The sequence below is a fragment of the Acrocarpospora macrocephala genome (assembly GCF_009687865.1).
Lineage (GTDB): Bacteria > Actinomycetota > Actinomycetes > Streptosporangiales > Streptosporangiaceae > Acrocarpospora > Acrocarpospora macrocephala.
The window spans coordinates 23,643-40,733 of the sequence record NZ_BLAE01000015.1; the positions used below are offsets into that span (position 1 = coordinate 23,643).

Annotated in this window: 14 protein-coding genes; 1 reads left to right on the forward strand and 13 read right to left on the reverse strand. The window is 69.8% G+C overall.

Features of this window, described 5'->3' with window-relative positions; all coding sequences use genetic code 11:
- Positions 1 to 67 precede the first annotated feature (67 nt).
- The 11 genes from Amac_RS14595 to Amac_RS14645 all read right to left on the reverse strand — a co-directional run bounded on the left by Amac_RS14595 (position 68) and on the right by Amac_RS14645 (position 12,307).
- Positions 68 to 946 (reverse strand): ATP-binding cassette domain-containing protein, encoded by an 879-nt coding sequence (locus Amac_RS14595; RefSeq protein ID WP_218041077.1) that lies wholly within the window; start codon positions 944 to 946, stop codon positions 68 to 70.
- Positions 943 to 1,989 carry an ABC transporter ATP-binding protein gene (locus Amac_RS14600; RefSeq protein WP_155354910.1) on the reverse strand — a complete coding sequence of 349 codons (1,047 nt, stop codon included), beginning with the start codon at positions 1,987 to 1,989 and terminating at the stop codon, positions 943 to 945. Before Amac_RS14600 ends, Amac_RS14595 begins: the two co-directional genes overlap by 4 nt.
- On the reverse strand, positions 1,989 to 2,909 hold the full coding sequence (locus Amac_RS14605) for an ABC transporter permease (RefSeq protein WP_155354911.1): 921 nt from the start codon (positions 2,907 to 2,909) through the stop codon (positions 1,989 to 1,991). The genes Amac_RS14600 and Amac_RS14605 overlap by 1 nt, the downstream gene beginning before the upstream one ends.
- Positions 2,906 to 3,850 carry an ABC transporter permease gene (locus Amac_RS14610; protein ID WP_155354912.1) on the reverse strand — a complete coding sequence of 315 codons (945 nt, stop codon included), beginning with the start codon at positions 3,848 to 3,850 and terminating at the stop codon, positions 2,906 to 2,908. The genes Amac_RS14605 and Amac_RS14610 overlap by 4 nt, the downstream gene beginning before the upstream one ends.
- A gap of 45 nt (positions 3,851 to 3,895) precedes the next feature.
- Positions 3,896 to 5,446, reverse strand: a complete 1,551-nt coding sequence (locus Amac_RS14615) for an ABC transporter substrate-binding protein (RefSeq protein ID WP_155354913.1) — start codon at positions 5,444 to 5,446, stop codon at positions 3,896 to 3,898.
- A 217-nt stretch (positions 5,447 to 5,663) separates the two neighbouring features.
- Positions 5,664 to 6,476, reverse strand: a complete 813-nt coding sequence (locus Amac_RS14620; RefSeq protein ID WP_155354914.1) for a TetR/AcrR family transcriptional regulator — start codon at positions 6,474 to 6,476, stop codon at positions 5,664 to 5,666.
- 237 nt (positions 6,477 to 6,713) lie between these two features.
- The gene (locus Amac_RS14625; RefSeq protein ID WP_155354915.1) at positions 6,714 to 7,562 is read right to left on the reverse strand and encodes a VOC family protein; all 849 of its coding nucleotides are present in this window, start codon (positions 7,560 to 7,562) and stop codon (positions 6,714 to 6,716) included.
- 58 nt (positions 7,563 to 7,620) lie between these two features.
- Positions 7,621 to 8,883: an acyl-CoA dehydrogenase family protein gene (locus tag Amac_RS14630; RefSeq protein WP_155354916.1), complete on the reverse strand. Its 1,263-nt coding sequence runs from the start codon at positions 8,881 to 8,883 to the stop codon at positions 7,621 to 7,623.
- Positions 8,884 to 8,906: 23 nt separating this feature from the next.
- Positions 8,907 to 10,217 carry a CaiB/BaiF CoA transferase family protein gene (locus tag Amac_RS14635; RefSeq protein WP_155354917.1) on the reverse strand — a complete coding sequence of 437 codons (1,311 nt, stop codon included), beginning with the start codon at positions 10,215 to 10,217 and terminating at the stop codon, positions 8,907 to 8,909.
- 9 nt (positions 10,218 to 10,226) lie between these two features.
- The gene (locus tag Amac_RS14640; RefSeq protein WP_155354918.1) at positions 10,227 to 11,441 is read right to left on the reverse strand and encodes a CaiB/BaiF CoA transferase family protein; all 1,215 of its coding nucleotides are present in this window, start codon (positions 11,439 to 11,441) and stop codon (positions 10,227 to 10,229) included.
- A gap of 11 nt (positions 11,442 to 11,452) precedes the next feature.
- Complete coding sequence (locus Amac_RS14645) at positions 11,453 to 12,307, reverse strand: enoyl-CoA hydratase-related protein (RefSeq protein WP_155354919.1); 855 nt, start codon at positions 12,305 to 12,307, stop codon at positions 11,453 to 11,455.
- Between the two features lie 196 nt (positions 12,308 to 12,503).
- Between Amac_RS14645 and Amac_RS14650 the strand changes: the two genes are divergently transcribed.
- A complete protein-coding gene (locus Amac_RS14650; protein ID WP_170322481.1) occupies positions 12,504 to 13,823 on the forward strand; it encodes an MFS transporter in 1,320 nt (439 codons plus the stop codon).
- Positions 13,824 to 13,920: 97 nt separating this feature from the next.
- Here the strand turns inward: Amac_RS14650 and Amac_RS14655 are convergent, their stop codons facing one another.
- Together Amac_RS14655 and Amac_RS14660 are read right to left on the reverse strand one after the other, a co-directional pair.
- On the reverse strand, positions 13,921 to 15,108 hold the full coding sequence (locus tag Amac_RS14655) for an amidohydrolase family protein (RefSeq protein ID WP_155354921.1): 1,188 nt from the start codon (positions 15,106 to 15,108) through the stop codon (positions 13,921 to 13,923).
- Positions 15,109 to 15,227: 119 nt separating this feature from the next.
- Positions 15,228 to 16,955 (reverse strand): class I adenylate-forming enzyme family protein, encoded by a 1,728-nt coding sequence (locus Amac_RS14660; protein ID WP_218041078.1) that lies wholly within the window; start codon positions 16,953 to 16,955, stop codon positions 15,228 to 15,230.
- Positions 16,956 to 17,091 lie beyond the last annotated feature (136 nt).

Genomic DNA, 17,091 nt, shown 5'->3' on the forward strand with positions numbered 1-17,091 from the left:
ACCCGGGAGGGTAGCTGATGCGGCCGGTCCGCCGACGTCACGGCGGACCGGCCGAGCCCATGACCGATCAAGCGGACAGCGCGACCGGCGACGCGTCCTGCCCGTCTCCCGCGTCGCCCCGCGCCGCCCGGCGACGCTGCGCGCGACGCCGTCGCTGGGCCTGCGGATCCGGCAGTGGGACCGCGTCGAGGAGCGTACGGGTGTAGGGATGCTGCGGATCCCGGTACACCGTGGCGGTCTCCCCTCGTTCCACGATCTCCCCCGATCGCAGCACCACGACGTCATCGGCCAGGTTGCGCACGACGGACAGGTCATGGGTGATGAACAGGTATGTCATCCCCATGTCCGTCTGGAGGTCCCTGAGCAGGTTCAGCACCTGGCTCTGGGTCGACACGTCCAGCGCGCTCACGGCCTCGTCGAGGATCACCAGCTCGGGCTCGATCACGATCGCGCGGGCGATGGCGATGCGCTGGCGCTGCCCACCGGAGAACTCGTAGGGGTAACGGCCCAGGTGGTGGGTGCTGAGCCCGACCCGCTCGAAGGCACTGGCCACGAGCTCGCGACGGCCTGCGGCGTCCAGATCGCGACGATGCACCCGCAGCGGCTCGGCCACGCTGTCCCCGACGGTCGACGACGGGTCTAGTGAGGAGTAGGGGTCCTGCAGCACGATCTGCATGTCGCGCCGCCGGCGGCGCAGCTCCCGCCGGTCGAGGCTGAGGATGTCGGTGCCGTTGAGCAGCACCCGCCCGCCGCGCGCCTCGACGAGGCGGAGAATCGCACGGGCCGCGGTGGACTTGCCCGAGCCCGACTCCCCCACCACGGCGAGGGTCTTCCCCCGCTCCACCGAGAAGGAGACGTCAGCGAGCGCGTGCATGGACGTGGACCGCCTGCCCCGCCCCCCGTAGGTCACCGACAGCGACTGGACATCGAGCAAGGGCTGGTTCACAGGTGCGGTCCTTCCAGGTCAGCCGCGGTGGTCCGCAGACAGCGGCTGGCGGCGTCCGCGGCGCCGACGGGGATGAGCGGGATCGGCCCCTGGGTGCAGTCGGAGCCGGCCATGGAGCAACGCGGGGCGAATCGGCAGCCGGAGGGGAAGTCCCATGGCGCGGGAGGAGCGCCCGGGATGGCGAAGAACGTCTCGGTCGCCTCGTCCGCCCGCGGCATCGACCGCATCAGGCCGCGGGTGTAGGGGTGCGACGGGCGGGCGAACAGCTCGTCGGCCGAGGCGGTCTCGACCAGCTGCCCGGCGTACATCACCGCGACCCGGTCCGCGATGTCGGCGATGACGCCCAGGTCATGCGAGATGAAAAGCAGCGCCATGCCGAACTCGGCCCGCAGGTCGTGCAGCAGGTCCAGGATCTGGATCTGGGTCGTCACGTCCAGCGCGGTCGTGGGCTCGTCGGCGATCAGCATCCGCGGCGAGCAGGCCAGCGCCATGCCGATCATCACGCGCTGCCGCATACCGCCGGAGAACTCGTGCGGGTAGGCCCTGGCGCGTTCGCGTGCCCGGGGGATGCCGACGGTGTCCAGCATGTTCACCGCGCGTTCGGCGGCCTGCTTGCGGGACAGTCCGTCGTGACGCCGGACGACCTCGGCGATCTGCTCACCGACGGTGAAGCTGGGATTCAGGCTCGTCATCGGCTCCTGGAAGATCATGGCGATCTTCTTGCCGCGGACGTCCTCCATCTCCCGCCAGCTCAGCCTGTCCAGGCGGACGCCGTCGAGGGTCACATGCCCCCCGCTGACGCGCCCGGGGTGCTTGATGAGAGCCATGGCGGCGAGACTGGTCACGCTCTTGCCGGAGCCGGACTCGCCGACGAGGCCGACCGACTCCCCCTCACCGATGGTCAGCGACAGGGAGTCGATGACGGTCACCCAGCCGTGCTCGGTGAGGAACTCGACGCTGAGGTCCTCGATCTGCAGGACGGGTGGACGGGTGGACGCCGGCGTCCCCGCGAGGGCGGTGGACGGTGCGGTGGATGGTTGCATCACTCCGACCTCACTTCTCGGCCGATCGACTCGCGCAGCCCGTCACCGACGACGTTGCAGGCGAGCACGGTCAGCGCAATGGCCACGCCAGGGAAAACGATCATGGTGGGGCTCTGGCCGAGGCTGGAGAAACCTTGCGACAGCATGGAGCCCCAACTTGCCTGCGGAGGCTGCACCCCGAGGCCGAGGAAGCTCAGCGACGCCTCGGCGAGGATGGCGAAGCCCGTGGCCAGCGACACCTGCACGATCAGCGGCGGCAGCGCGTTGGGGATGATGTGCCGCACGATGATCGACGGCGCCGCGACACCGATGCTCCTCGCCGCCTCGATGTAGGGCTCTTCGCGCAGTGCGAGGACGACGCCGCGCACCAGCCGGATGAACCGCGGGGCGAACACCACGCCTAAGGCGAGCATGGCGTTGGTCAGGTTGGGGCCGAGGGCGGCGACGATGGCCAACATCATGACCAGCGGCGGGAAGCTCATGAGGGCGTCGGTGAACCGCATGACGATCATGTCGGTGACGCCGGAGAAGTATCCGGCGAGCAGCCCGAGCGGCAGGCCGATCGCCAGGCCGACGACCAGGGCCTGCACGGCGCCGAGCAGGGACACCCGTCCGCCGTCGAGCACGCGGCTGAACAGATCACGGCCCAGCTCGTCGGTTCCGAACCAGTACTCGGCGCTCGGGCCCTGCAGGACCGCCGCCAGATGCTGTTCGAGCGGGTCATAGGGTGAGATCAGCGGGGCGGCGACGACCGACAGGACGAGCAGGGCCAGGAAGCCGAGGGCGACCATCGGGGCCCGCTGGCGGCGGAACCGGCGCACCATGCGGCGGATGGCGCCGGCGTGCAGGCGGCGTTCCGGGCCTCCGCTTCGCGGTTCGGGCCCGGTGGCGGTGCCGGTGGCGGCGTTCTTGGTGGTCATGCCGGGCGCACCTTCGGGTTGAGCAGCGGATACAGGGTGTCGACGATGAGGTTCGTGACGATCACCACCACCGTGGCGACGATCACCACCCCTTGGATGACGGGGATGTCGCGTACGTACACCGCGCTGATCGCGAACTGGCCGAGGCCGGGGATCCCGAACATCCGCTCGATGATCACCGTCCCGCCGAACAGGTAGGCCACCTGCAGACCCGTGACCGTGATGGCCGGTACCGAGGCGTTCTTGGCGGCGTGCTTGAAGATCACCGCTCGCCGCCGCAACCCTTTGGCGGTGGCGGTTCGCGCGTAGTCCTGCTCAAGCTCCTGGATCATGGCGCTGCGGATCTGCCGGGTGATCTCCGCCCACCCGGCGACGCCGAGACACAGCGCCGGCAGGAGGAGGTGCAGGAACCAGTCGCCCGGGCTCTCGGTGAACGGCACGTATCCCACGGCCGGCAGCCAGCCCAGCCCGAAGGCGAACAGCAGGATCAGCAGCATCCCCAGGAAGTAGTTGGGGATGGCCACGCCGGCGGAGGACACCAGCGTGATGGCGCGGTCCCAGATCGACCCTCGTCGAGTCGCGCTGATGACCCCGGAGGGGATCGCCAGCGCGGCGGCGAAGAGGACGGCGAGCACGGCCAGGCCGAACGTGACCGGCACCCGCTCCAGGATGGAGTCGACGACGGGACGCTGGTCGTACAGGGACTCGCCGAGGTCGCCCTGCAGCGCGCCGCCGAGCCACCGGCCGTACTGGACGTAGATCGGGTCGTTGAGGCCGAGCCGCTCACGGGTCTGGTCGACCTGCTCGGGGGTGGCGTTCTCCCCGGCGAGGGTCACGGCCGGGTCGCCGGGGACCAGCAGCGTGACGCCGAAGGTGAGCAGCGACACGATGAACAGCACAGGCAGCGCGGCGAGGAGCCGCCGACCCACTAGGCGCGGCATTTCTTTACCTCCGGACTCGTGTCACTGCTCACCCTCATCGCGGTGTCAGCCCTTGGTGGTGAGGCCGAGATCGCGCAGATTGATGTAGCCCGAGATCCACGGCTCCATCCCGACGACCTTGCCGGTGTAGGCCAGCGGCGCGGTGTAGTAGTAGATCGGCACGTCGAGTGCCTGCTCCATCAGTTGCCTGGTGACGGCCTGGACGGCCTTGGCCTCGGCGTCCTGGCTCTCCTGCGGCTTGTTCGCCTCGGCCAGCAGCTTCTCCACCTCGGGGGTGGTGTGGCGGCCGGGGTTCCCGTAGCCCTGGGACGTGAACAACTGGGAGAACGTCTGGCGGGCTTCGGGGCGGCCGGTCCACTGGAGGATGCCGACCGGGATCGTCGTCTTGCCGCCGAAGAAGGTGGGGGCGAACTGCGTACCCTCGACCGTGTTGATGTTCACGGTGACGCCGATCGCGCCGAGCTGGCTCTTGACCGCCTCGGCGATCTTGACCGACCCGGGCGTCGCCGGGACGATGACGTCGAAGGCCAGGTTGCCGTTGAAACCGGCCTCGGCGAGCAGCGCCTTGGCCTTGCCGGGGTCATAGCCGTAGAGGTTCGCGGCCTCCTCGCTGTAGGCCCAGTAACCCGGCGGGAAGGGCTCGGTGGTCGGCCCGCCGAAGCCGAATCCGAGGGCGTTGAAGATGGCCTGGCGGTCGATCGCGAAGTTCATCGCCTGGCGGACCTTGACGTTGTCGAACGGCGGCAGGGATCGGTTGAGGTGCAGGTGGTAGTAGCCGAGGCCACCAGTCGCCTTGATGGTGAAGCCCAGGCTCTCGGCGTTCTTCGCCTCGTTCGGCAGGATGCTCGCGATGTCCAGCTGGCCGGACCGCAGGGCGTTGAACGTGGCCGTGCTGTCGCTGTTCAGCATGAGCTCGATCCGCGCGGCTTTGGCGGCCTTGGCGGAGTCCCAGTAGCCATCGAACCGCTCGAAGACCATCCGCCGGCCGGTCTCGTGCGTCGTCAGCTTGTACGGACCCGTGCCGACCATCGTGGTGTTCAGGTCCGCGCTCTTCAGGGCCGCCGGGCTGACCATCATGCCGGCGATGTTCGACAGGATCAGGGGCAGTGACGCACCCGGTTCCTTCAGGTTGAGCTGGACGGTGCGCTCGTCGATGGCGTTGACGCCTTCGATGGCGGCGAGGTCGCCCTTGACGGTCGACTCCGGCAGCGTCAGGGCACGGTCGAGGTTCGCCTTCACCGCCTCGGCGTTGAACGGCGATCCGTCGTGGAAGGTGACCCCGTCCTGCAGGTGGAAGGTCAGCGTCTTGCCGTCGGCGGAGAACTCCCACGACTTGGCCAGCCCGGGCACCGGTCGGCCGCCGGCGTCGCGCGCGACGAGCGTCTCGTAGACCGGTCCCAGGTGGACGATCTCGCAGGCGCAGGTGGTGCGGTGCGGGTCGATCGCGGCCGGCGGCAGCGTCGCGTAGCGAATCGTCGCGTTCGGATCCAGCTCGGTCGACGCGGCGGAACTGCTGCCTGCCTTCGGTTCGCTCGCGCCGCCCCCGCACGCCGCGAGGCTCACGCCGAGCAGAGCGACCAGCAGCAGGGGCAGCATTCGAGTCGGCTGACCCGTTCGGAGCCGTGGATATGTCTTCAACGGGATCTCCAGAGGTGAGGGGTGGCACACGCGGTGCGTGGCGGAGGCGGATCACCACCCGTCAGGTGGGCGGTGGTGAGAAGCCGTCAGGTGGTGCCGGGGGAACCGCCGGCCGTGGTGCTGACGGTGCTGATGGACGTGTCGGGTCGGCGGTGCGGGATGGCAGGGGCGCTGCTCAGGGAATCGGGCACCCGGGCTGCCGGATGACGCCGGAGATCTCGGCCGACTTCAGCCGCGAAATCTCGATCTCCTCCTCGCTCAGGCGGAACCGCTCCTCCCACCCGGGCGGGGTCTCCGCGCCGAGACCGCGGATGCAGAAGCGGATGAACCGCTCCTGCGCGAGAGGCGCGCCGCCGACCGCGCTCCCGAGGTAGCGGTCGTTCTGGAAAGCCAGGTAGCACCGCGTGATGGTGCCCGCCAGCTCCTCCGGATCGCCCGGCTCGATGCATTTCGCGTCGACCAGCGGCCGGATCAACGCCGCAAAGGCGGCGATCAGCGGCCGGCGCGCCCGCCCGACCGCCTCCCCGGCGTTGACGCTGACGCTCAGGATGAGCCGGGTCATGGCGGCGTTGTAGGACGCGTCGGTGTGCTGGCGCGCGTCCGTGGCGAAGAACAGGGCGGCACCGAGGCGGTCCAGCGGGTCGCTGAAGCGCTTGGCATGCTCGCGGACGAGCCGGGCCAGAACGAGGTTCGTCTCCTCCACCAAGGCGACGAGGAGGTCGTCCCGTCCGGTGAAGTGCCGGTACAGGATTCGTAGCGATACGCCGGCCTCGGTCGCGACATTCTGCACGCTGAAGTCGGCGCCGCCCGAACGCATGATCAGTCGGCTGGCCGCCGCGATCAGCGCCCGGCCGCGTTCCACCGCCTTGTCCGTCGCGTCGCCCAGGGAGTGACCCACCACGCGCGACCGCCAGTCCCCCGCCTCGGGGGATCGGCCGTCGCCGTACCAGGTCGCTGCCTCGGCCAGCAGCGGGTCGCGTTCAGTCATGGCTGGAAGGCCCGGTATCTGGGCGTAAGGAAGAGGTCATTGGATCCACCTCTCGTCGTGCCGGCATCGATGCCGGGTTCCTGCGTCACACTGCGGTGAAACAGGATTCTCGATAGAGAGTATGTTGGAACTATATTCACGTCAATGACGTGTGCGGGTTTGGACACATCCGGTTTACAACGGTAATACGGCAGAGGACGACGGCTTCTCCGCCGTCGTCCAGATCTGCCGTGTCGCTCAGCGGGCGACCGGCTCCACCCCGGCACTGTGGCGCGCACCCGGGACCTCCCGGCGGCCATGACGCGCGTCGAGGAGCGGGAGGCCCAGGACGTCGGAACCCGGCACGGGCGCCGCGCCGGCGATCTCCTGGAGCCTGGGCAGCGGCTCCTGCGGCTCCGAGAAGAGGACGTGGTCCACGCCCGGACTGCCGTCTCCGCGCCCGAGCGCCGCACCCGCGCCGCCGTCGAGCAGGAGCAGCCGACGGCCCGGCGCCCATTCGAGGAGCACGTGCCGGCCACGGCCCGAGTCGCCGCTCATCAGGACGGTTCCGCCGAGGACCCCGGTGAACAGGGCCATGGCCCGATCGAGTTCCGGCACGACGAGCGCGACCCACGCGACCCGCAGCGCGGGCCTGGAGGGGGCGGGAACCTCGGCGGGCCGCGGCGTCGTCACGCTGAACCGCTCGTGCTCCTCGATCGCCTGCAGCAGCGTCCCCATCCCGCTGGCCCGGGGGTGTACGAAGATCTCCGTGCGGCCGGGGACGTCGAGGTGGGCAGGCAGCAGGTCGTATCCGAGCTCGGCACATGCCGAGCTGAACTCGGCCATGCTGCGCACCTTGAAGGTGAGGTGGTGCGCCGCCGGGCCGCGCTCGGTGAGGAACCGGCTCACGAAGTTCTCACCGGCGGACCCCGGTTGCAGGACCTCCACCGTCATCTCCTCGGCGAACCGGAACTGGCCTGGCGAGAACGTCTCCGTGACCCCGCCGAGGCACCAGGCGCCGCCGAGTTCCTCGACGAGCGCCGGGTACGCGTCCGACCACCGGCGGACGGCGATCGCGACATGGTCGAAGTGGGTGTGGTCAGCCATGATTTCCTTCCGTGCTCCCCACACCCTGCGAAGGTGCGGCCAGCCCTCGTGCCGTCCCTCAGACGCGGTGATTCCAGGTGTGGGCCGCCCGCACGACCTCGGCGAACGGTTTCGCCTGATCGAAGCTCGGTTCACGGGGCAGTCCGAGCACCCGCTCGCCGATCCCGTTGCGCTGCATCTCGTTGGTGCCGGATGCGATCGCCACCATGCGGCCGTTGAGGTAGTTCATCGCCACGTCCGAGGTGTCCTCGTCGCCGGGCCAGAGGACCGCCGCCGCGCCGCCGATCTCCGCGGCGATCCGGGCCCGGACCGGCGCGAACGTCCCCGAGGCGAGCTTGGCGTACCCGGCCACGGCGGGGTTCGGGGTGTCCGAGCCGGCCAGGCGCGCCCTGATGCGTTCTCCCAGGCACGACAGCGCGACGTCGATGGTGTGCGCCCGGGCGATGAGCTGGCGCACCAGGGGGTCGCCGGTGCGGTCCACGGCGCGCGCGAGCGCGACCAGGTCAGGTGCCAGCTCAGGCCGGCCGGACGCCGTCAGCCCCGCCATCGGGGTGCCGCCGCCACGCTCGTAAACGAGCATCGTCTGGGCGACCGTCCACCCCTGGCCGAGTTCGCCGAGCATGTCGTCGTCGGTCACGATGACGTCGTCCAGGAACTCCTGGCAGAAGCCCGCGTTCCCGTCGATCTGGGTGATCTTCTGGATCGTGACGCCGGCCGCGTCCGTCGGGATGACGAACCAGGTCAGCCCTTGGTGCTTGGGGACGTTCCAGTCCGTTCGCGCCAGGCACATCGCCCAGTCGGAGTAGTAGGCCCCGGTCGTCCAGATCTTCGAGCCGTTGATGACCCACCGGTCGCCGTCGCGTTTCGCCGTCGTCCGGATTCCGGCCAGATCAGAACCAGCCTCGGGCTCGGAGTAGAACTGGCACCAGACCTCCTCACCGGACAGCATCTTCGGGATGTGCCGCCGCAGAAACGCCGGCGAGGCGTGCGCGAGCATCGACTGGGCGATCGCCGTCATGGTCATCGCGCCCGCGCCGCCGAGGTCCGGCAGCACGAACTCGGCGGCCTCCGCGCGGAACGCCCGCTCGTACGCCGGCGTCAGCCCCTGCCCGCCGTACTCCTTCGGGAAGGTGATGCCGGCGTAGCCGCCCTCGAACAGCACGCGCTGCAGAGCGCGGTTGCGGGCGATGTCCTCCGCGCTCCTGGTCTCGCTGCGGACGATGGGCGACCGGCCGCCGGTGGCGCGGCGCGCCAGGTTCCCGGTGAGCCAGGCGCGTGCGTTGCTCCGATACTCCCGCAGGTCAGGATCTTCTGAATCCATCGGGCCGACCTCCCGTCCGGCGCTCACAGCGGCCGTCCCTCGGCGTCGAGGTAGTCCTCGCTGAGGTGGCCTTCTCGGCGCAGCCGCTCGTATTCCTCATCCGTCACCTGAAGCACTTCCTTGTAGAGGTAGTCGTTGTCCTCACCGAGGCCGGGCGAGGCGCGCTCCCACCGGAAGGGCGGTCCCGACCAGCGCACCGCGTGGGCGGGGTACTCGTGCTCCCCGGTGTGCGGCGACGACATCGGCCGGAAGAACCGCCGGTGGCGCAGCGACGCGTCGGCGAACAGATCCGCCTCGTCGGTCACGGGAGCCGCCGCCACCCCCTCGGCCTGGCAGCGCTGGAACACCTCGTACCGGTCGAGCTCCCCCGTCCACGACGCGATCCGCTCGTCGAGCTCGTCGTGTGCCGCCATCCGGCCGCTGGCGGTGCCGAACCGCGGGTCCTCGGCCCACGCAGGCGCACCCATGGCACGTCGCAGGCCGTCCCACTGGTCGTCAGAACCGACGCTGATCGCCGCCCACCGGTCCTGCCCCGCGCATGGGTAGACACCCTGCGGCGCGTGCTGGGCATCGCGGTTGCCCAGCGGCCCGATGTCCTGTCCCCGGGCGGCGGCCAGCACGACCTCGCCGATGTGGTGCATGAGGTTCTCCAGCTGAGGCAGCTCGACCAGCCCCCCTGCGCCGGTTCGCCGCTTGCGCCGCAGCGCGAGCATCACGGCGTAGGCACCCGTGGTCCCCGCCGCGGCGTCCATGTGCAGGGACATCGGGCTCGCCTCCGGCGGCGTGCCCGGCTGGCCGCGGATCGAGCGGAGCCCGACGAGACCCTCGAAGCTGCTGCCGAACCCGATGAAGTCGCGATAGGGGCCGTCCAGGCCGCCGGAGGACATCCGGAGCATGACAAGCCCGGGATTGCGCTCGGCGAGGCGGTCGTAGCCGAGGCCGAGCCGGTCCAGGGTGTTCGGCGCGTTGTTCTCCACCAAGACGTCGCTGAGCTCGATCAGACGCAGGAACACCTCCTTGCCGTGCTCCTGGCGCAGGTCGAGCGTCATCGAGCGCTTGTTCCGCCCGTGCCAGTTGAAGATGGCGCTCCGGTTCCACGGCCGCTCCCCGGGGTCGAGGTCCGGGTAGCCCGACATGTTGAGGTTCGTCGCCGCGGCCACCGCCTGGGCGGATGGCCGCGGCATCACACCCCTCGTGCTGGTCGGGAAGATCCGCGGGTTCTCGACGCGGATCACCTCGGCGCCGAAGTCGGCGAGCAGCATCGTCACGTACGGCCCGCTCCACGCCACGGTCATGTCGAGCACGCGCACCCCGTCGAGAGGCAGCTTTCTCATCGAATCCCCTCAGATAACGCCGGCGGCGCGGTACGCGGCCAGTTCCGTCCGGCCCAGCCCCAGCTCGCCGTACACCTCGTCGTTGTGCTCACCGAGCCGGGGCGCGGGACGCCGGAGCTGCCAGCCGCCGGCCAGCCGGATCGGCGGGCCGAGCTGGGCGATGCGCCCTGCCTCCGGGTGCTCCGCCTGGAAGACGGCGCCGCGTGAGCTGAAGTGCGGGTCGTCGAGGAGCTCCGCGGGCGCCTGGATGGCGGTGACCGGCCACCCCAGAGCCTGCGCCTGGAGCATGGCCTCGCGCTTGGTGCGGCCTCGGAACCAGCGCGCGACGATGTCGTCGACCACGGCCGCGGTGCCGGGCTCGGCCAGCCGGGCGGGATCGGAGAAGATCTCCGCGAGGACCGGGTCGTCGACCACCTTGAGCATGCGGGGCACCCACTGGTGCACCGTCGAGACGGTCACCGTCCCGTCGGCGCACGCGAAGGCGCCGTTCGGGAGCGGTCCCAGCCCGGTCACCTGCGGGCCGGCCGAGGCAGGGGGCGGGGACGAGGTCCGGCCGTTGTAAGCGTGCGCCGTCAGGAACACCATCGTGCTGTCCGCCGAGGCGGCTTCGGCCGCCATGATCGATATATCCACGTGCTCGCCCTCGCCGTTCTCCTCGGCGGCGAGCAGGGCGCCCATCGTGGCCGCGGCCGCGAGGCAGCCGGCGTGGTACTGGCTCAGGTTGCCGCCGGGTGCGACCGGGCGGCGGTCGGCCCCCCGGGTCGCGTTCATGCCGCCCAGCGCGGCGTACACCAGCTCGCTGCCGCGATAGCCCGCGTAAGGACCGTCCTGGCCGAAGGGGGTCACGCTGGTGAGGACCAGCGAGGGGTTGATCTCCCGGAGCGCCTCGAAGCCCAGCCCCCACCCGGCGAGCGCGCCGGGCGCGAACGACTCCAGGCAGATGTCGGCGGAGGAGACGAGACGCCGGATCAGGTCCTGGCCGCCCGGCGTGCCGGCGGCGACCGTGACGGCGCGCTTGTTGGCGTTGAGGTGGAGGAACAGCGCACTCCACTCGCCATCGGGAGCCGAGTCTAGGAACGGGGCGCGGCCGCGTGACTCGTCTCCCTCGACGGGCTCTGCCTTGATGACCTCGGCGCCGTAGTCCGCGAGCAGCTTCCCCGCGTACGGGCCGGCGATCCCGGTGGCGAGTTCGAGGATCCGCACCCCCGCCAGGGGCCTTTCCATCGTTTCTCCAGTCACGGGAAGAGCGCGTCCCGCTCCTTGACGGCGGCACGCACGCCGTCCTGGCGCAGGCGCCCGTTGAACTCCGCCGCCTCGGGTGCGTTGTGGCCGAGCACGTCGTGGATGGCCGCGATGGCCTGCATCGTGCCGCGCCCCATGAGCTCGACGCCCAGGTTGACGATCCGCTTGTTGTGCACCAGAAGGTCGTGCCCGATGTGCGACATGCGCGTCGCCAGCGCGAGCACGTGGTCGTCGAGCTGCTCGGCGGGCACCGATTCGAGCACGAGGCCGATCTCAGCGGCCTTCGCCCCCGAGATGGTGTCGCCGGTGAGGAGGAGCCGCTTGGACCACTGCGGTCCGGCGTGGTACACCCACATGTGGGTGGGCGGCCCGCCCTGCGAGCGGACCGGCGGGAAGCCAAGCTTGGCGTCATCCGCGGCGATGACCATGTCGCAGTGCAATGCCAGGTCGGTCCCGCCTGCCACGCAGTACCCGTGCACCTGGGCGATGACCGGGACCCGGCAGTTCCACAGCTTGCCCCACTTCTCGCCGAAGGTCAGGCACAGCGCGACGTCTTCCTCCACGGTCATCGGCGGGGCGTATTCGCGGCCCTGACCGGCCTTGTTGGGGTTGATGTCGTAGCCCGCGCAGAAGGACGGGCCGGCACCGCGGATGATGATCGCCCGGATGTCCTTGTCGAGCTGGGCCACCCGGACGGCGTCGACGAGCTCGTCCTGTAGCTGCGGCGAGAGCGCGTTGCGGCGCTCCGGGCGGTTGAGCGTGAGCCGCCGCACCTTCCCGATGCGCTCGATCACGAGCGTCTCGTACGGCTGCGCGACCTCTTGGTCCTGCTGCGCGATCTCGGTCATAGCCCTCGTCCTGAGCAAATCGCGGTGCGCGAGCGGCCTGGGACGCCGCGCGAGACCGCTAATCGTATAATCTCGATGACCATATGTTAGAACGTCAATCTCGTCAATAAACAACTGAATTCTTGCTATGTGGATCGGCGTTTCCTATTGTTGCAGACCGGACACCCGGACAAGGTGCGACATATGGGGGCATAGCATGACCGACGCTGAGGCCGAGCACGCCGATCACCGCGCGGCAGCACCGATCGCCCCCAGTACTGAGACTCAGGTCGGCGTCACGCGGTGGGCGTGGTTTCTCACCTCACCCCGTGGCCGCGGCATCCGCGCGCTTGGCTACCGGCCGTTCCGCCGGGTGTGGGCGACGTTGTTCGTCGGGCAGCTCGGCTTCTGGATCGCGATGGTCTCCATGCAGACGTTCATGGCACGGCTGACCCACAGCGACCCTCGCTGGCTGGGACTGCTGTTCTTCATCAGCTTCATCCCGATGCTGGTGCTGACCTCGTTCGCCGGGGTGCTGGCGGACCGCGTGGATCGCAAGGTGATCCTGATGGCCGGGTTCGGCGCGACCACCGTCACCATGGGCACGCTCAGCGCGCTGCAGTTCGCGCGACTGATCACGCCAACGCTGCTGCTGCCGTTCGCCTTCATGGTCGGTACGGTGTTCGCGTTCAATGCGCCGGCTCAGCAGGCCATCATCGCCGCGACGGTGCCGGCGAAAGACCTGACGAGCGCCGTCTCGCTGATGTCCGTGGCCTCCAACCTCTCCCGCGTGGTCGGGCCGACGCTGGCGGCGCCGGTCATCGTGCTGGCCGGCGAAACAGTCGCGTTCACGCTGTACGCCCTGGCCGGCCTCGGCCAGCTGGCGATCCTAGCTCGGGTACGGGTATCCCCGTACGAACCGGAGCCGGCGGCCCCCTTTCTCCAGCAGCTCAGCGACGGAATCATGCACGCCCGGCGGCGGCCGCCCATGGGGGCGGCGCTGACCGTGGTCTGCCTGTCTTCCCTGTTCGCCGGTGCGTACACCGCGCTACTCCCGGTCGTCGCCGACCGCGCCTTCGGAAAGGGACCGGACGGGTTCACCGCCATGGTCGCCATCGCCGGGCTCGGCTCGATGGCCGGGGCGCTGTTCACCGGGTTCCGGGAGTCGGCCCCGACGCTGCGTACGGGGGCGCTGCTGACCGGAGGCTTCGGCGCGACGCTGGCCCTGTTCAGCCTGACCTCCAACTGGCCGCTGGCGCTGTTGCTGCTCGCCCTCAGCGGGGGCACCTACTTCGCCGCCATGACGACGCTGAACACCCTGATCCAGTTGCTCGCGGCCGAGAACAAGCGCGGGCGCGTCATGGCCCTGTTCATGATCGGATGGGGCGGGCTCGTGCCCTTGGGCGGCCTGTGGCAGGGCCAGGTGGCCACCGCGCTCGGCACGATGCAAACCCTGGGGCTGGCCGGCGCCGTCACCACGGTGGTCTCGGTGGGGATCGCCGTATTCTCCCGGCGCCGGACTCCCCTCGCCGACTGAGCACTCGCCCGGTGCCCGCGTGACACGAGGCGGCACGAAGCCGCATGGCCCTCGTGCCGCCCCGAGCGTGAACGGGTTCACCGGAGACCGGAACGGCTCACTGCGCCGGCTCGGCCCCGAGGTACTCGATGACGTTGTCACGCATGATCTTGCGGACGTCACCGGCCGAGAAGCCGGTCAACTCCTTGGTGAACGAGACCGGGTCCGACAACCCCTCGCCGTGCGGCCAGTCGGAGCCAAAAAGGATCTTGTTGGCCCCGATCGTCTGCGCCAGCATGGGCAGGTCCTCCTCGTAGTAGGGCGACACCCACACGTTGCGGCGAAGGACGTCCAGCGGGTCCTCCGGGAAGAAGGACGGCGCCTGGTTCGCCTTCTTGCGCAGCCGTTTGGCGAGGATGGCCACCCAGTCGGACCCGTTCTCGATGCTCGCGACCCGCAGTGTCGGGAACCGGTGGAAGACACCGTGCACGATCATCGACGCCATCGTGTCGTAGATGGCCCGGTCGTCGACTAGGACCTGGTCCAGCGCGTCGTGCTTGCGGCCGAAGGGGTCCATCTCGGACTCCCCGCCCCAGGCCGCCGAGTAGTGCATGTACCCGCTGTCGCCGAGGTGGAAGGCGACCGGGATGCCGGCCTCCGCCAGCCTGGCCCAGACCGGGTCGTGGGCGGGGTGGCCGAACGAGCGCGGGCCGGCGGCCGAGGGCACCGGGGCGGGTCGCAGGTGGATCAGCTTCGCGCCGCGCTCGATCAGCGAGTCCAGTTCCGCCAGGGCGGCGTCGGGGTCGGCCAGCGACAGCAGCGGTGCTGCGAAGATCCGGCCCTGGTAGGCGAACCCCCAGTCCTCCTCCAGCCACCGGTTGAACGAGGCGAGGCAGTGCGTCGCGGCTTCGGTGTCGCTGATCAGGGCCTGCTCCACCCCGACACCCAGAGTCGGGAACATGAGCACCGCGCCGAGCCCCTGCTCGTCCATGACCCGGATGCGGGCGTCACGGTCCTGGTACTCGGCGTGGATCGGCTCGACCTTTGACAGCGACGCCGGGTCCACCCCCTCGGGCACCTGCCCGCGGAACATCAGCTCGGTGCTCCCCGGCACGATGACCGGGTTGAAGGTCGGGTTCGCGATGAAGCGGAGGATCTTGCCTCCCACCAGGATGTACGCCCGCTTGCCCTCCCGCAGGACCTGCACCCCGCGGCGCGCCATCGCCTTGGCCTGGTACCGCGTGAACGCGTCCAGGCTTTCGTAGTAGTGGTTGTCGGCGTCGAACGGCTTGTAGTCCAGTTTCATGCTTACCTTCCGGATGTGTCCACACCGCCGCGCGTGTCCCCGCCGGCGGTGCCTGGATAACGGGATGTGCGTGCCCCGGTCCCCGCGGCTGCCGCTCCGAGGACCGGGGCCGCCGGTGGCTAGATCCGCTGGATGCGCTCCGGCTCGTCGGCCACGAGCTTGCGCAGCTCGTTCTTAGCGATCTTGCCGGTGGCGGTCTTCGGCACCTCGTCCGTCACGATCAGGGCCTCGGGCGCCTTGAAGTAGGCCAGGTACTGCGTGAGGTAATTCCGCAGGGCCGCGAACTCGATCTCGGCGCCGTCGCGCGGCACCACGACGGCGCAGACCCGCTCCCCCATGACCGGATCGGGCACGCCGAGGACGGCCGCGTCGGCGATGTCCGGGTGCTTGAAGAGGATGGCCTCGACCTCGGCGCAGTACACGTTCTCGCCGCCGCGGATGACCACGTCCTTGAGGCGGTCGACCACGTACACGAAGCCGTCCTCGTCGACGTAGCCCAGGTCACCGGTGTGGAACCAGCCGTCGACGATCGCTTCCCGCGTCGCCTCGGGGTTGTTCCAGTATTCCTTGACGATCTGCGGCGAGCGGAAGCAGAGCTCCCCGATCTGGCCGGGTCCGACGGGCAGGCCGTCCGGGTCCTCGACGCGCAGGTCGGCCGTCAGGTTGGGCCGGCCGATGCTCCGAGGGTGCTGGGCGTACTCGTCACCGACGTTGGCCACCACCGCGGAAGAGGTCTCCGTCGAGCCGTACCCGTTGAGCAGCTGCACGGAGCCGAAGGCCTCCAGGGCGCGGCCGGGAAGGTCCGGGGGCACCGCGGCGCCGCCCATGGTGAATCCGTTCAGCCGGAGCTTGTAGTCGGACAACCTCGGGTAGTCCAGGATCTGACGAGCCGTGGTCGGCACACCGCCGAAGCTGGTCACGCCTTCCTTCTCGGCCAGCGTCAGGGCCTCCACGAGATCCCACTTGCGCACGAGCACCGTCTTCGAACCGTGCAGCTGCCCGCCGAGCGCGATGGCGACACCACCGATGTGGAACAGCGGTGCTGAGCCGATGCTCGCCGGCTGCCTGGGCTCCCCGGTGGTGCGGCCGGTGATGATCATGTCGCGGGCGGCCATGAAGGACATGTTCAAGAAGCTCGCGATGTGGCCCCGGTTGGTACCGAGCGCCCCCTTGGGGTGACCCGTCGTCCCGGACGTGTAGAGGATCGTCACCGGGTCGTCCGGCCCCAGGTCGGCGAACTCGCTCTCAGCGAGCGGTTCGCCCGCCATCAGGTCGGCCGCGTGCACGAGCCCGTCCCCGGCGGACCGGTCGGTCCGGACGGCCACAACCGCGACGCCCGAGGTCTCGACGCCGGTCGAGGCCAGGCGCTCGATGCGCTCCTGGTCGGCGAAGACGACCTTCGCCCCGGCGTCCTTCAGCGCGTAGGCCAGCTCGAACCCGGTCCACCATGAGTTCAGCGGGACAATGACGGCTCCGAGCGCGGCGGTGGCCCAGAAGCCGATGAAGAACTCGGGGTAGTTGCGCATCGCGATGGCGACGCGGTCGCCGGGCCGCACGCCGTAGCGCGTCTTCAGTTCTCGCGCCGTGCTAAGCGCCCGGCGTCGCACGTCCGCGAACGTCCACCGCTCGTCGTAGTACACCAGGTGGACGAGGTCGGCGTGCGCCTTGCCCAGCTGGAAGATCTCCATGATCGTCCGGGGCGCGCGAACGAAGGACCGCACAGGGACGCCATCGAGGATGATCTCCTCCACCTCGAACGGCCCACCGGGACCGATCAAGGACTGGAGTCGAGGATCAGAGAAGTAGGGGTCGACTGCCATCGCGTCCTCGGCACCCGTTTGGGTCATCACTCCGACCTTTTCCCTTCGTGCACCTGCCTGGCGCAGTGTCACTTGTCGCTGAGGCGGCTAGCCGGCCGACACCGCACTCACGTAGAGGTGGACCGGGGTCCGGCGGCCAACTTGGGATGATTCGGAGGCTACC